Origin of the sequence: Streptomyces sp. NBC_01283, assembly GCF_041435335.1 — a bacterium.
Lineage (GTDB): Bacteria > Actinomycetota > Actinomycetes > Streptomycetales > Streptomycetaceae > Streptomyces.
This window is the reverse complement of the sequence record NZ_CP108430.1, coordinates 1584364-1598047: the sequence shown is the minus strand read 5'-3', so window position 1 is coordinate 1598047 and position 13684 is coordinate 1584364. Positions and strand designations below refer to the sequence as shown.

The 13684-nt window shown below is 71.9% G+C and carries 13 protein-coding genes; all 13 read left to right on the top strand.

Going from position 1 to position 13684, the window contains the following annotated elements; all coding sequences use genetic code 11:
- Positions 1–5: 5 nt before the first annotated feature.
- Positions 6–512 (top strand): DoxX family membrane protein, encoded by a 507-nt coding sequence (locus OG302_RS07400; protein WP_371526006.1) that lies wholly within the window; start codon positions 6–8, stop codon positions 510–512.
- An 86-nt stretch (positions 513–598) separates the two neighbouring features.
- Entirely contained in the window at positions 599–1174 is a 576-nt protein-coding gene (locus OG302_RS07395; protein ID WP_371526005.1) for a Dps family protein, read from the top strand.
- 27 nt (positions 1175–1201) lie between these two features.
- The gene (locus tag OG302_RS07390) at positions 1202–1657 is read left to right on the top strand and encodes an FAD-dependent oxidoreductase (RefSeq protein WP_371526004.1); all 456 of its coding nucleotides are present in this window, start codon (positions 1202–1204) and stop codon (positions 1655–1657) included.
- 272 nt (positions 1658–1929) lie between these two features.
- Positions 1930–2760, top strand: a complete 831-nt coding sequence (locus OG302_RS07385; RefSeq protein ID WP_371526003.1) for an alpha/beta fold hydrolase — start codon at positions 1930–1932, stop codon at positions 2758–2760.
- A gap of 52 nt (positions 2761–2812) precedes the next feature.
- Positions 2813–3766, top strand: a complete 954-nt coding sequence (locus OG302_RS07380) for an alpha/beta hydrolase (RefSeq protein WP_371526002.1) — start codon at positions 2813–2815, stop codon at positions 3764–3766.
- Entirely contained in the window at positions 3763–5679 is a 1917-nt protein-coding gene (locus tag OG302_RS07375) for an amidohydrolase (protein WP_371526001.1), read from the top strand. The genes OG302_RS07380 and OG302_RS07375 overlap by 4 nt, the downstream gene beginning before the upstream one ends.
- A 16-nt stretch (positions 5680–5695) precedes the next feature.
- Positions 5696–6424: a GPR1/FUN34/YaaH family transporter gene (locus OG302_RS07370; protein ID WP_371526000.1), complete on the top strand. Its 729-nt coding sequence runs from the start codon at positions 5696–5698 to the stop codon at positions 6422–6424.
- Positions 6425–6470: 46 nt separating this feature from the next.
- A complete protein-coding gene (locus tag OG302_RS07365; RefSeq protein ID WP_371525999.1) occupies positions 6471–6785 on the top strand; it encodes a GNAT family N-acetyltransferase in 315 nt (104 codons plus the stop codon).
- 64 nt (positions 6786–6849) lie between these two features.
- Positions 6850–7575, top strand: coding sequence for an alpha/beta fold hydrolase (locus OG302_RS07360; RefSeq protein ID WP_371525998.1), 726 nt, complete (start codon positions 6850–6852; stop codon positions 7573–7575).
- 103 nt (positions 7576–7678) lie between these two features.
- Positions 7679–9010 carry an ABC transporter substrate-binding protein gene (locus OG302_RS07355; RefSeq protein ID WP_371525997.1) on the top strand — a complete coding sequence of 444 codons (1332 nt, stop codon included), beginning with the start codon at positions 7679–7681 and terminating at the stop codon, positions 9008–9010.
- The gene (locus tag OG302_RS07350; protein ID WP_371525996.1) at positions 9010–9975 is read left to right on the top strand and encodes a carbohydrate ABC transporter permease; all 966 of its coding nucleotides are present in this window, start codon (positions 9010–9012) and stop codon (positions 9973–9975) included. The genes OG302_RS07355 and OG302_RS07350 overlap by 1 nt, the downstream gene beginning before the upstream one ends.
- Positions 9972–10859 (top strand): carbohydrate ABC transporter permease, encoded by an 888-nt coding sequence (locus tag OG302_RS07345; RefSeq protein ID WP_371525995.1) that lies wholly within the window; start codon positions 9972–9974, stop codon positions 10857–10859. Before OG302_RS07350 ends, OG302_RS07345 begins: the two co-directional genes overlap by 4 nt.
- Positions 10856–13624 (top strand): AAA family ATPase, encoded by a 2769-nt coding sequence (locus OG302_RS07340; protein ID WP_371525994.1) that lies wholly within the window; start codon positions 10856–10858, stop codon positions 13622–13624. Before OG302_RS07345 ends, OG302_RS07340 begins: the two co-directional genes overlap by 4 nt.
- The last annotated feature ends 60 nt before the right edge of the window (positions 13625–13684 follow it).

Below are 13684 nucleotides of genomic sequence, written 5' to 3'. Positions count from 1 at the left end.
CCTCCTTGGACACCGGCATCCTGATCCTGCGTCTGCTGGTGGGCCTGCTCGTCGCCGGCCACGGGGTGCAGAAGATCAGTTCACACCTGGGCGGCAGGGGGCTCGAGGGCGGCGCGGAGGAGTTCCGCGCGGACGGGTTCCGCGGCGGAGTGCTGACCGCCCTGGCGGCGGGCGGGGGGCAGATCGGATCGGGTCTGCTGCTCGCCGCCGGCCTCCTGACCCCGCTGGCGGCGACCGGCGTCATCGGGGTCATGACGGTCGCTCTCACCGTGAAATGGCGCCATGGGCTATGGGTGCAGAACGACGGGTACGAGTATCCGCTCGTCCTCGTCGCTACCGCCGCCGCTCTCGCCGCCACCGGCCCCGGCGCCTGGTCCCTCGACGCGGTCCTCGGCCTCACGCCATACCCGCCATGGTGGGCCGCCCTCGCGCTCGTGGCCGGCCTCGGCAGCGGGCTGCTCACCCGGCTCGTCCTGCACCGGTCCGCCGTCCCGGCGCTCACCGAGCGCTGAGCGCGCCGCAGACCGGGTCCGGCCGCCCACTCCCCCCGACCGGGCGGCCGGACCCTCCCACCCTCTTTCCCGAACAGGAGCACTCGATGGACACCCTCACGACCCAGCGCGGCGGCCAGCCGCTGCTGCACCAGAAGGGCGCCGAGACCCAGGCGTTCGGCACGCTCAAGCAGCTGCCGATCGGGCTCGGCCACGACACCCGCATGTACGCCTGCCAGCGGCTGAACCGCGTACTCGCCGACACGCAGATCCTGTACGCCCTCTACAAGAAGCACCACTGGCTCATGCGCGGGGCGACCTTCTACTCGCTCCACCTGATGCTGGACAAGCACGCGGAAGCCCAACTGGGCATCGTGGACGCGCTGGCCGAGCGGGTCCAGAGCCTCGGCGGCGTCGCCGTCGGAGACCCGCGCCACGTCGCGGAGCTGACCGCTGTACCCCGGCCGCCGGATGGCGTCGAGCCGGTGCCCGTCATGCTGTCGCGGCTCCTCGACGCGCACGAGCGGATCCTGATCGAGGCGCGGGACGCCGCCGCCCGGATCTCGGCGGAAGGCGACGAGGGCAGCACCGACCTCCTCGTCTCCGACGTCATCCGCACCGGCGAGGCACAGGTGTGGTTCCTGGCCGAGCACCTCGTGGAGACCCCTTTGGTACGCGGCTGATGGACACGTACGACGTCGTCGTGGTCGATGGCCGGGTGGCGAGGTGGTGCCCGGACCTACCGGCAGGCCACCACGGCCGACGTCGTGCCCGGGCGGCTCGTCGTCATCGGCGGGGGAGCGGTGGCCTGCGAGATGGCCACGGCGCGGCGCTCGCTCGGCTCCTCCGTCACCCTCCTCGTCCGTGATCAGGCCCAGCTGACCGGCTGGGAGCCGTGCGCGGGCGAAGAGGTCGTGCGTGGCCTGACCGCAATCGGGGTCGCGATCCGCTTCGAGGTCTCGGCGACCCGGGTTGCCCGCGACGACACCACCCACGCCGTGACCGTGGAGACCGACGACGGCGCCGCCCTCGTCTGCGGCGAGGTACTGGTCGCCCTCGCCCGGCGCCCGCGCACGGCGGACCTCGGCCTGGAGGCCGTCGGACTGGCGGCCGGTGACTGGCTCCACGCCGACGACTCCTGTCGGGTCACCGCTCGTCGAGGGTGACTGGATCTATGCCGTCGGCGACGTGAATCACCGTGCGCCGCTGACCCACAGGGCCAAGTACCAGGCCCGCGCCTGCGCGGCGGCGATCGCCGAGCGCGCCGCCCCGTCGCCATCGGCGCGGGCAGCCCTGGAGTGCGCAACGCGACCGCTTCGCCGTCCCCCAGGCCGTTCCCACCCACCCACAGATCGCGAGTGTCGGTCTGGCCGAATGCGCGGCGCTCCCGCCCGACCGAGCACGCCCGAACGCTGCATCACCTGACAAGGAAACCCCCATGCACCTCACCAGGCGTACCCTCGCCCTCGCCCTGCCGGCCGCGCTGGCCGGCCTGATCGGCGCTGCACCCGCCGTACCCGCGAGCGGCCCGGTTGCCGCCGGCGCCGACCGGTACCGTCCCAAGCCCACTGTCGTCCTGGTCCACGGGGCGTTCACCGACGCCTCCAGCTGGAGCGGCACCATCAGGCGGCTCCAGCGCGTCGGCTACCCCGTCTTGGCCCCTGCCAACCCGCTGCGCGGCCTCTCGGCGGACACCGCCTACCTGCGCAGTGTGCTGGCTGCCGTCGACGGCCCCGTCGTCCTGGTCGGCCACTCCTACGGCGGCGCCGTCATCAGTGGCGCCGCAGTGGGCAACAGTCGCGTGCAGGCCCTGGTCTATATCGCCGCGTTCACCCCGGACAAGGGTGAGAGCGCAGCCGAGCTTGCCGCCAAGTTCCCCGGCTCCACCCTCGGCGACACGGTGAACCGGCAGTCGTACCCGCTGCCCGACGGCGGCACCGGAACCGAACTCGTCATCGAACGAGCCAAGTTCCACCGGCAGTTCGCCGCCGACGTCCCCGCCGCCGACGCGGCCGTCATGGCCGCGACCCAGCGTCCGGTCGCCACCGCCGCGCTGGAGGAGAAGGCCGGGGAAGCAGCCTGGAAAACGATCCCTTCCTGGGCGCTGATCACCACGGCCGACAAGAACATCCCGTCGGCCGCTCAACGGTGGATGGCCCGCCGCGCCGGCTCGCACATCACCGAGGTGGACGCGTCGCACGCCGTGGCCGTCTCCCGTCCCGCCGTGGTCGCCGACGTGATCCTCGACGCCGTACGGGCGACTCGCTGAGCCCTCGGCCTTCCCTGTCCCGTCCCGTACACCCCCGCAAGGAGTGCCCTTCATGAAGAACCGACCGACACTCGAACCCGCCGCGCAGGCCTTCGCCGACGCCACCGCCCAGCCGCCGTTCCTCTACCAGATCCCCGTGGCGGACGGCCGCAAGGCCGTCGACGGTGTCCAGAGCGGCGAGGGTGTCCCGCTGCCCGCCGTCGACGAGGAGTGGATCACCGTCCACGGTGGCCCGACCGGCGACGTCCGTGCCCGGATCATCCGCCCGCGCGGCGCGACCGGCCCGCTTCCCGTGGTCCTCTACATCCATGGAGCGGGCTGGGTGTTCGGCAACGCCCACACCCACGACCGGCTGGTCCGTGAACTCGCCGTCGGCACGGGGGCGGCCGTCGTGTTCCCCGAGTACGACCTGTCGCCCGAGGCCCGCTACCCCGTCGCGATCGAGCAGAACTACAGCGTCGCCCAGTGGGTCACCCGCGAGGGTCACCACAAGGACCTGGACGGCACCCGGATCGCCGTCGCGGGCGACTCCGTGGGCGGCAACATGAGCGCGGCCCTGACCCTGATGGCCAAGCAGCGCGGTGACGTCCGCATCGCCCACCAGGTCCTCTTCTACCCGGTGACCGACGCGGGCTTCGACACGGACTCGTACCACGCCTTCGGCGAGGGTTACTTCCTGCGCCGTGACGCGATGAAGTGGTTCTGGGACCAGTACACGACGCAGGAGGCCGAGCGGGCCCAGATCACCGCTTCGCCGCTGCGTGCCTCCACCGAGCAGCTGACCGGACTGCCGCCGGCCCTGGTCATCACCGCCGAGGCCGACGTCCTGCGCGACGAGGGCGAGGCATACGCGGCGAAGCTCCGCGCCGCCGGCGTCCCCGTCACCGCACTGCGCGTCCAGGGAACCATCCACGACTTCGTCATGCTGAACGACCTGCGCCCGACGCAGGCCGCGGAACTCGCCATCGGCCTCGCCACCGACGCCCTCCGCAAGGCCCTCGCATGACCGGGCCGTCGACGCACGGAACCTCCGTGCACGGGCCGTCGGCAAGCATGCCGGTGGCGGGCCTCGTCCCCGGCCCGCGCCGGGAACACGAGCACGCCGACCTCCTCGTCCGCAACGCCCTGGTCTTCACCGGTGACGCCGCCCGCCCCGAGGCCCGCGCCGTCGCGATCCGCGACGGCCGGGTCGCGGCCCTCGGTGACGACCACGGCCTCGCCCACCTCGTCGGCCCGGGAACGAAGGTGGTCGACGCTCTCGGCCGCCGGGTGATCCCCGGTCTCAACGACTCGCACCTGCACGTGATCAGGGGCGGCCTGAACTACGTCCTGGAACTGCGCTGGGACGGCGTGCGAAGCCTCCGCCATGCCCTCGCGATGCTGCGTGAGCAGGCCGGCCGCACCCCGAAGGGGCAGTGGATCCGGGTGGTGGGCGGCTGGACCGCCGAGCAGTTCGCCGAGCGCAGGATGCCGACCGTCGCCGAACTCAACGCCGCCGCCCCCGACACCCCCGTCTTCGTCCTGCACCTCTACCAGTCGGCCCTGATGAACCGGGCCGCGGTGCGGGCGGCCGGGTTCACCCGCGACACCCCGGATCCCCGCGGCGGCCAGATCGTCCGCGGCCGGGACGGCGAACCCAACGGCGTGCTGCTCGCGGCGCCGAGCGCCCTGATCCTGTACTCGACCCTGGCCAAGGCGCCGGCCCTCGACGAGGCCGACAAGCGGACGTCGACACGCCACTTCCTGCGGGAGCTGAACCGCTTCGGACTGACCTCCGCGGTCGACGCCGCCGGCGGATTCCAGAACTTCCCCGACAACTACGCCACCGTCATGGACCTGGCGGCGTCGGGCGAGCTGTCCCTGCGGATCGCCTACCACCTGTTCCCGCAGACGGCGGGCCAGGAGCTGGCCGACCTGAAGCGCTGGACGGAGATGGTCAAGCCCGGCGACGGTGACGAGTGGCTCCGGCTCAACGGCGCGGGAGAGAACCTGACGTGGGCCGCCGCCGACTTCGAGAACTTCTCCGAACCCCGGCCCGAACTCGCCGCGGGATACGAGGCCGAGTTCGAGAGCGCCGTACGGCTCCTGATGGAGAACGGCTGGGGCTTCAGGCTCCACGCGACCTACGACGAGACGATCCGCCGCGATCTGGCCGTCTTCGAGAAACTCGCCGCGGAGGGACTCTTCCCCGGCGGCAACCGCTGGCTCTTCGACCACGCGGAGACCGTCTCGGCCGGCAGCCTGGACCGGATCGCCGCCCTCGGCGGTGCCCTCTCCGTCCAGAACCGCATGTCCTTCCAGGGCACCGCCTTCCGTGACCGCTACGGCGCCGAGGCCGCCGCCCACACCCCGCCGGTCCGGGCCATGCTCGACCGGGGCCTGACCGTCGCCGCCGGCACGGACGCCACCCGCGTCTCCTCGTACAACCCGTGGGTGGCGCTCCACTGGCTGGTGACCGGGCGCACCGTCGGCGGCACGGCCCTTGGCCCAGCCGGGAACCCGATCGACCGGGAGACCGCCCTCGGCCTCTACACCCGCGGCGGGGCGGAGCTCACCGGCGAGCAGAACGTCAAGGGAATCCTCCGCGAGGGCTTCTACGGCGACCTCGCGATCCTGTCCGACGACTACCTCACCGTGCCCGAGGCCGTCATCCCCGACATCGAAGCCGTACTCACGGTCGTCGGCGGCCGGATCGTACACGCCTGTGCCGAGTACGCGGGTCTCGACGAGGCCATCCCGCCGGTGAGCCCGGTCTGGAGCCCCGTGGCCCACTTCGGCGGCTACCAGAGCGGCGCGCGTCAGGCGTCGCTGGTGGCCGAGGCCGTCGCCGAGTCCGAGCAGCACCGCCGTTGGCGTGTCGCCCGCGGCTCCGTTCCCGACACGACGCCGTCCTTCGTCGACCCCTGCTTCGAACACTGAAAGAGAGATCCACCCGATGTCCGCAGCTTCCCCCGCCGCCGACGACGGCGACACCCCGGCGGCCATGCCCCCGGGACGCCGTTTCGAGCCGGACCTCCGGTCGATGACCCGGATCAACCTGCGCCCCATCGCTTCCCCCATGCCGTTGGGCTTCTTCACGATCGCCATCGCTTCCGTGATGACGGGCTGCCTCCAGCTGGGGCTGCTCGGCGAGGCGGCCCGCCCCGCCGTCGCCTTCACGGTGCTCCCGGCCTTCGCCCTCCAGCTCCTGGTGAGCATCCTGGCCTTCGGCGCCCGTGACGTGATCGCGGCGACGCTGATGGCGGTGTTCGCCGGCAGCTGGCTGGCGTACGCACTCATCATGTTCAGCGGCGCGGCCGACGGCCTCCAGGTCCTCGGCGTGTTCAACCTGGCGCTCCTCGCTTTCGGGGCCTTGATGACCGCCGTGACGCGGCCCAAGCGCGCGCTGTGGTTCGTCATCGTGGCCTCCTTGCCCCGCTGGGCGGCCACCGGCCTCGCGGGCATCACCGGTGCCGAATGGCTGACGCTCACGGCCGGTGCGCTCGGCTTCGTCGTGGCGCTCGTCGCGATGTACACGGCGTTCGCCCTGATGCTCGAGGACATGCGCAGCGAGCAGGTCCTGCCCATCGGCCGCAGCGGCCCCGCCCACTTCGCCGTGGAAGGCGACCTGGCCGTCCAACTGCGCAACCTGGAACGCCAGGCCGGCGTGCGCCGCACGCTCTGACCCGGCCCCACCCACCCCGCCACCACACGACCGCACAGGAGCACCCATGGAACCGCAGGTGACGGACCGGCCCGAGAGGTCCCGGTACGAGATCCTCGCCGGCGACGACGGCGCCGAGACCGCGGGATTCGCCGAGTACCACCTCTCGGAGGGCGAGATCGCCTTCATCCACACCGAGATCGACAGCCGGTTCGCCGGCCGCGGCCTGGGCGGCGTCCTCGCCCGGGGAGCGCTCGACGACGCCCGGACCCGTGGGCTGCGCGTCCTGCCGTACTGCCCGTTCATCCGGGGCTGGATCGGCAAGCACCCCGAGTACACCGACCTGGTTCCCGAGGCGAGGCGCGCCCGCTTCGGTCTGTGAAGCACCGCGCGCCCGTCTCCCCATCCCCAGACCCGTCCCCCGTCACACACCGAGGAGTTCTCACATGTCCCGACACGCCCGCCCCACCGTCGTCCTGGTCCACGGCGCCTTCGCCGACGCCTCCAGCTTCGCCCGCGTCATCCCCGAACTGACCGCCGCCGGCATGGAAGTGCTGGCCCCGGCCGTGCCCAATCGCGGCCTCGTCGACGACGCCGCGTACATCGCCTCGGTGATCCGCGCCGTCGAAGGCCCCGTGATCCTGGTCGGGCACTCCTACGGCGGCGCCGTCATCACGCTCGCCGGCACGGAGGACAACGTCCACGCACTGGTGTACCTCGCGGGATATGCACTGGAGGAGGGAGAGAGCCTGGGCGAGCTGCAGGGCCGCTTCCCCGACTCCGGTCTCGCCGACGCGCTCGTCTACACCCCGTTCCCGGTGGCCGGCTCCACCGAGACCGGTACGGACGTCTCGGTGAAGACCGAGGAGTTCCCCGCCCTCTTCGCGGCGGACATCGACCCCGGCCTCGCCGCGGTGCTCGCCGTCTCCCAACGCCCCCTGGCCGCACGGGCCTTCTCGGAGGCGGCGCCGGTCGCGGCGTGGAAGACCAAGCCCGCGTGGGGCTTGGTCGCCACCTCCGACCGGACCATCAACCCCGATGTGGAGCGCTACGGCTACGAGCGCGCCGGCATGACCACCGTCGAGGTCGACTCCTCCCACCTGGTCATGCTCGCCCAGCCCAAGGCCGTGGCGGAGCTGATCCGGGAAGCCGCCCGGTCCGCCGCCCGCTGACCCGATCAGTCGAGATCGAACGATTAGTCGATTTTGTTCGAGCGCTGGTAGCTTCTGATCGCCCCCGAGAGCTCTTCGGCGGGCGATCGGAGGAGATACGCCCATGAGGTTCGGCGCGAGGCTCGCGCTCGCCGTCACAGCCCTCGCCGTCCTTGCCACCGCCTGCGGTGTTCCGCAGGACAGCGGTCAGCGGTCGCATGCCGCCGCGGACTGCGGACCGTATGCCAAGTATGGCAAGCACCCCGGCACCGAGGTCACCGTCTACGCGGAGAACCGGGACCGGGAGGCGGACCTGTTCGAAGAGACCTGGGCGGACTTCGCGGACTGCACGGGGATCGACGTCAAGTACGAGGGGGACGGCGAGTTCGAGGCCCAGATCCAACTCCGAGTGGACGGCGGGAGCGCGCCGGACGTGGCGTTCTTCCCTCAGCCCGGCCTCCTCGAACGCTTTGCGCGAGCGGGGAAGCTCAAGCCCGCGAGCGCCAGGGTCGCGGCCCTCGCGAAGCAGGGCTGGTCGGCGGACTGGAACAGCTACGCGACCGTGAAAGGCACCCTCTACGGCACGCCGCTGGTCGCCAACGTGAAGTCCTTCGTCTGGTACTCGCCGAAGTCCTTCCGCGACAGGGGACTGAGCGTTCCCCGCACATGGTCCGAGCTGATGGCCGTGACGGAGAAGGTCGCGGCGTCGGGCGTCAAGCCGTGGTGCGCGGGCATCGAGTCCGCCGAGGCGACCGGCTTTCCCGTGACGGACTGGATCGAGGACGTCCTGCTGCGTCAGCAGGGGACGCACGTCTACGACCAGTGGGTCGCCCACAAGATCCCGTTCAACGACCCGCGGGTGATCAAGGCCATGGACACCGTGGGGTCCATCCTCAAGAACGACCGGTACGCCAACGGGGGTTTCGGTCCGGCCCGTTCGATGGCGTCGATCCCCTTCCAGGAGGCCGGCACACCGATTCTCTCCGGTGACTGTGCGATGCACCGCCAAGCCTCGTTCTACGCCGACATGTGGCCGAAGGGCACCGGGATCGGACCGGACAAGGACGTCTACGCCTTCCTCCTGCCAGGGGCCGAGCCGGCCGACCGCCCCGTACTGGGTGGTGGAGTGTTCGCCGCGGCGTTCGCCGACCGTCCCGAAGTACGGGCCTACCAGGAGTACCTGGCCTCCGCGGACTTCGCGAACGCACGTATGAAGAAGGGCCCGTTCGTCTCGGCGAACAAGGGCGTGGATCCGGCGAATGCCGCCACCCCGGTCGACAGGCTCTCGATCCAGCTGCTCCAGGATCCCGGGGCACGGTTCAGGTTCGACGGTTCGGACCTGATGCCCGCTTCGGTCGGCGCCGGGACGTTCTGGAAGGGATCCGTCGACTGGATCGGCGGCGCGAGCACCCGGCGGGTCGCCGAGTCCATCGAACGGTCCTGGCCGAGCCACTGATGCCGTTCGACGTCGTCGCCCAGCAACCCAAGCTGCTGTACCTGCTCCAGGGCCTCGCCGCCTTCGCGGCGGTGGTCTCCCTGATCGTGCTGGCGCTGCACCGGGGGCCGGTCAGGAGAAGGGCCGCGGTCCTCCTCCTGCTGGCCCCCGCGCTGCTGCTGCTCACGGTGGGTCTCCTCCTGCCCGCTCTGCGCACCCTGGCGCTGTCGTTCACGGGGAACGGGGGAGACACGTGGGCCGGCTTCGACAACTACGTGTGGATGTTCACCGACCCCCGGGCGCTGGTCGCGCTGTGCAACACCCTGGCCTGGGTGGTGCTCGTGCCGTCGCTGGCGACCTCCGTCGGTCTGCTCTACGCGGCGGCCGTCGTACGGTCGCGGTTCGAGGCGCTCGCGCTGTCCCTCGTCCTGACGCCCATGGCGATCTCGCTCGTCGGCGCGGGTGTCGTGTGGAAGTTCGTCTACGCCTACCGCCCCGCGGAGGGCGGGCAGATCGGGCTGCTGAACCAGGTCGTCGTCGCGTTCGGCGGCGAACCGAGGCAATGGCTCGTGGACTCTCCCTGGAACGTCCTGTTCCTCATCGTGGTGATGGTGTGGGCCCAGGCGGGCTTCGCGGCCGTCCTGCTGGCCGGCGCGATCAGGGCCGTTCCCGGAGAGCTGACCGAGGCGGCCCGACTCGACGGCGCGTCCCCCCGGCAGATCTTCTGGCGGATCACCATGCCGTCGATCCGACCCACGCTGCTCGTCGTGGTCCTCGCCCAGGCGATCGGAACCTTCAAGGCCTTCGACATCGTCAAGACCATGACCGGCGGACAGTTCGACACGGGCGTCATCGCCCACGAGATGTACGACCAGGCCTTCCGCTACGGCGAGACGGGCCGCGGCGCGGCGCTCGCCGTGCTCCTCTTCGTCCTCGTCACTCCCTTCGTCGCCCACCAGGTCCGGGCGCAGCGGAGGGCGGGGTGAACGGCGTCCGGGAGCGTCTGGCCTCCCGCGCCTTCACGTCGGTCGCCGTGGTGATCGCGATCCTCTGGACGACACCGACCCTCGGTCTCCTGCTCTCCTCGTTCCGCCCCGAGGAGGAGATCAAGACGACGGGCTGGTGGACCGTGTTCGGCACGCCGCACCTCACGCTCGACAACTACGGAGAGGTGCTGTCCGGCGGCGGAAACGGGTCGGGGCGGCTCGCGGAGTACTTCGTCAACTCCGTCGTCATCACCCTCCCCTCGGTGCTGTTCCCGCTCGTCCTGGCGTTCCTGGCGGCGTACGCCCTGGCGTGGATCGACTTCAGGGGGCGGGACGCGCTCGTCGTCGGCATCTTCGCGCTCCAGGTCGTGCCGCTCCAGATGGCGCTCGTCCCCCTGCTGAAGCTGTTCTCCCAGGGCTGGCTGTTCCTGCCCGCCTGGGACCCCACCGGCCCCGCGCGTTTTGGCCAGGCCTGGTTCGCCCACACGGTGTTCGCGCTGCCGTTCGCGGTGTTCCTCCTGCACAACTTCCTCGCGGGGCTGCCCCGGGACCTGATCGAGGCCGCCCGCGTCGACGGCGCGTCGCACGGGACACTGCTGCTCCGGATCGTGCTGCCCCTGGCCCGCCCGGCCCTGGCCTCCTTCGCGATCATTCAGTTCATCTGGGTGTGGAACGACCTCCTCGTGGCCCTGACGCTGTCGGGCGGGACGGCCGAGACCGCGCCGATGACGGTCAGACTGGCGAGCCTGGCCGGGACGTACGGCAACGAGTGGCAGCGGCTCACCGCGGGAGCCTTCGTGGCGGCGTTCGTCCCGCTGGTCGTCTTCTTCGCCCTCCGGCGGCACTTCGCACGGGGACTGCTCGCCGGATCGGTCAAGGGATGAGCCCCGGCCGGTACGTGGGGGAGGGCATGGCGGTGCCCGGGAGCGCGGCGCTGAGCCGGCCCGGGCTGCGGGGCCGCGAAGCCGAGTTGGAGCGGCTGCGCGCCCTGGTCGATGCGGTGCGCGACGGCGAGGGAGGAGCGATCGCGCTGCTCCTGGGCGAGCCCGGGATCGGGAAGACCGTACTGCTGCAGGAGACCGTCTCGATCGCGCGGGCGCACGGGTTCCTCGTCAGCCACGGACGCGCCGAGGAACTGCACGAGCTGGCACCGCTCGCCTCGCTGGCCTCCGGCCTCCTGCACGGTGACCCGCCGCTGCTGTCGAGCACGGATTTCGCGGACCTCGCGGGCCGCCACGACCAGCGCATCTGGCTCGTCGAACGACTGGCCCAGCTGATCGAGGAGCGCTCGGCGGGCGCGCCCGTACTGATCGCGGTCGACGACGTCCAATGGGCCGACCCGCTGAGCCGGTTCGCCCTGAGTGTCATGCCGGCACGGCTGCTCAGCTCCCCGGTCCTCTGGCTGCTCACGGGCAGGAACGACCCGGAACTGTACGGGCAGGGGCCACGGACGACGACCCTCCCCCTCCGGCCGCTGTCCGGCACGGCCCTGGCCGAGCTGGCACGGGACGTCCTCGGCGGGAACGTGCCGACGCGGATCGCGGAACTCCTCGACGGGGCGGGAGGCAACCCCTTCCTCGCGGCCGAGATGCTCACGGGCATCGCGGCGTCGGGCGGGGACACGCAGGAGCCGCCGGAGCGGCTGGTCCTCGGTGTACGCGACCGGCTGGCGGATCTCCGGCCGGACACTCTCCACTTCCTGCGGATCGGCTCGGTCCTCGGCCGCGCGTTCTCGCTCGCGGACGCCGCCGCCCTGTGCGGCCGGCCCGCATCCGGCCTCAGCGCCGAAGTGGACGAGGCGATCACGGCCGCCCTCCTCCACGACGACGGTGAACGTCTTCTGTTCCGCCACGACCTGCTCCGTCAGGCGGTGTACGCCGATCTCGTCCCCTCCGTACGCCGGGCGCTGCACCGCGAGGCCGCGAGCCGGCTCGTCGCGGCGGGCCGGAGCTCCACCGACGCGGTCCCGCATCTGCTGAAAAGCGCCGAACCCGGCGACCAGGAGGCGATCGGGCTACTCGGCACGGCTGCCGCGGACGTCATCGCCGTGATGCCCGACCTCGCCGCCGACCTGGCCGTACGCGCCCTGGAACTCGTACCGCCCCATGCGCCCATGGCCTTCGACGTGGGGGAACGGGCCGTTGTCGCGCTGACCCGCGCGGGCCGGTACATCCAGGCACGGGAGACCGGGGACATGCTGCTCGCCCGGCAGCCGCCCCTGGACGTCTTCGCCCGCCTGCAGTCCGTGCTCGGCGACACGCTGTGGCACCTCGACGATGTCCACGAGCTGACCCGCCGCTCGACGGCAGCACTGGCAGCCGTCACCGACCCGGTGATCCGCGCCCGGCTCACCGCCCGGCAGGCCCTCGCCCGGTCCCGCGGGCGCGACCTCGGGGCCGCTCGCGAGACCGGCGAACGGGCGCTCGCCGAGGCGAAGCGGTCCGGTGACAGGGAGGCCCGTGTCCTCGCGCTGTGGGGTCTCGGCGAGATCGCCCTCAACGCGGGCGACTGCGCCGTCGCCGTCGAACACCACACGGCGCTGAGCGTGTTCGACACGGCCTTCCTGCCCGAGGAGGCCGTCGCCCGCATCCACCTGGACGACTTCGACACCGTACGGCGACTGCTCCGGACGGCGGGCGACGCGCCCCTGCGCCCCGCCATGCTGATCTGGGCGCAGGGAACACTGAACATGGGGCTCGGCCGACTCGACGACGCGGACGCCGACTTCGTCACCGCCGAGCGGCTCGAAGCGGACCTCCACGTGCCCGGCAACCTGGTCAACATCCGCGTCAACCGCGGCATCCTCGCGATGCTGCGCGGCGACCGCGAAGCCGCGCTGGAACACCTGGACGTCGTGCGGGCGGCCGTGGCCGAGCGGCCGAACACGGGCAACCACGCCACGCACCAGTACTTCGAGGCCGTCGTCGCCGAAGCCGGAGGCGACCACGCGGCAGCGGCCGAACTGGTCCGGTCCGTGCAGCGCGACCATCCCTTCTTCCGCTGGCGGCTCCTGCGCCCCCATGTCGTCCAGGCAGTGCGGATCGCCCTGCGCGGCGGGGACCGGAACCTGGCCGAGGGCCTCGCGGCCCAGGCGGCGGAGCACGCCATCCGCAACCCTTCCGTGCCGACCGCACAGGGGACGGCCGCCCACGTGGCCGGCCTGGTGAACGCCGACCACGGGCTCCTGGAGCGGTCGGTCCGCGTGCTGCTCACCGGCCATAGGCCGCTGCCCCTCGCCGCCGCTTCGGCCGACCTCGGACGCGCGCTTCTCGCGGCCGGCGACCCTGCTGCGGCACCCGCCCTGACCAGGGCGCACGACATCTACGCCCAGGCGGGGGCAGACGCCGAGGCAGAGCGGGTGCGGGCCGACCTGGAACGGGCCACAAGCCGCTCCGGCCGACGCACCGGAGGCCTCCGGCCGCGCCTCGGCCAGGGCTGGGAAGCGCTCACGGCCTCGGAACGCAAGGTGGCCCGGCTGATCGCCGCGGGCCACACCAACCGGTCGGCCGCGGAGATCCTCGTCGTCTCGCCGCACACGGTCAACACCCACCTGGCGTCGATCTTCCGCAAGCTCTCGGTGCGTTCGCGGGTCCACCTGGCCCGGCTCGTGCTCGCGGAGGACGACGCCGCAACAGCCACCGGTGGCTGAGTGACCTCGGCGCCCCCGTGCAAGGTGTGGTGCGCGGTACGGCAACAGGAGATGCGGGAC

Coding starts and splice junctions, on each gene's coding strand:
- OG302_RS07385 (WP_371526003.1), top strand. CDS start 1,930: ATGCACCTCACCAGGCGTACCCTCGCCCTCGCCCTGCCGGCCGCGCTG.
- OG302_RS07365 (WP_371525999.1), top strand. CDS start 6,471: ATGGAACCGCAGGTGACGGACCGGCCCGAGAGGTCCCGGTACGAGATC.
- OG302_RS07370 (WP_371526000.1), top strand. CDS start 5,696: ATGTCCGCAGCTTCCCCCGCCGCCGACGACGGCGACACCCCGGCGGCC.
- OG302_RS07355 (WP_371525997.1), top strand. CDS start 7,679: ATGAGGTTCGGCGCGAGGCTCGCGCTCGCCGTCACAGCCCTCGCCGTC.
- OG302_RS07390 (WP_371526004.1), top strand. CDS start 1,202: ATGGCCGGGTGGCGAGGTGGTGCCCGGACCTACCGGCAGGCCACCACG.
- OG302_RS07380 (WP_371526002.1), top strand. CDS start 2,813: ATGAAGAACCGACCGACACTCGAACCCGCCGCGCAGGCCTTCGCCGAC.
- OG302_RS07360 (WP_371525998.1), top strand. CDS start 6,850: ATGTCCCGACACGCCCGCCCCACCGTCGTCCTGGTCCACGGCGCCTTC.
- OG302_RS07350 (WP_371525996.1), top strand. CDS start 9,010: ATGCCGTTCGACGTCGTCGCCCAGCAACCCAAGCTGCTGTACCTGCTC.
- OG302_RS07395 (WP_371526005.1), top strand. CDS start 599: ATGGACACCCTCACGACCCAGCGCGGCGGCCAGCCGCTGCTGCACCAG.
- OG302_RS07340 (WP_371525994.1), top strand. CDS start 10,856: ATGAGCCCCGGCCGGTACGTGGGGGAGGGCATGGCGGTGCCCGGGAGC.
- OG302_RS07375 (WP_371526001.1), top strand. CDS start 3,763: ATGACCGGGCCGTCGACGCACGGAACCTCCGTGCACGGGCCGTCGGCA.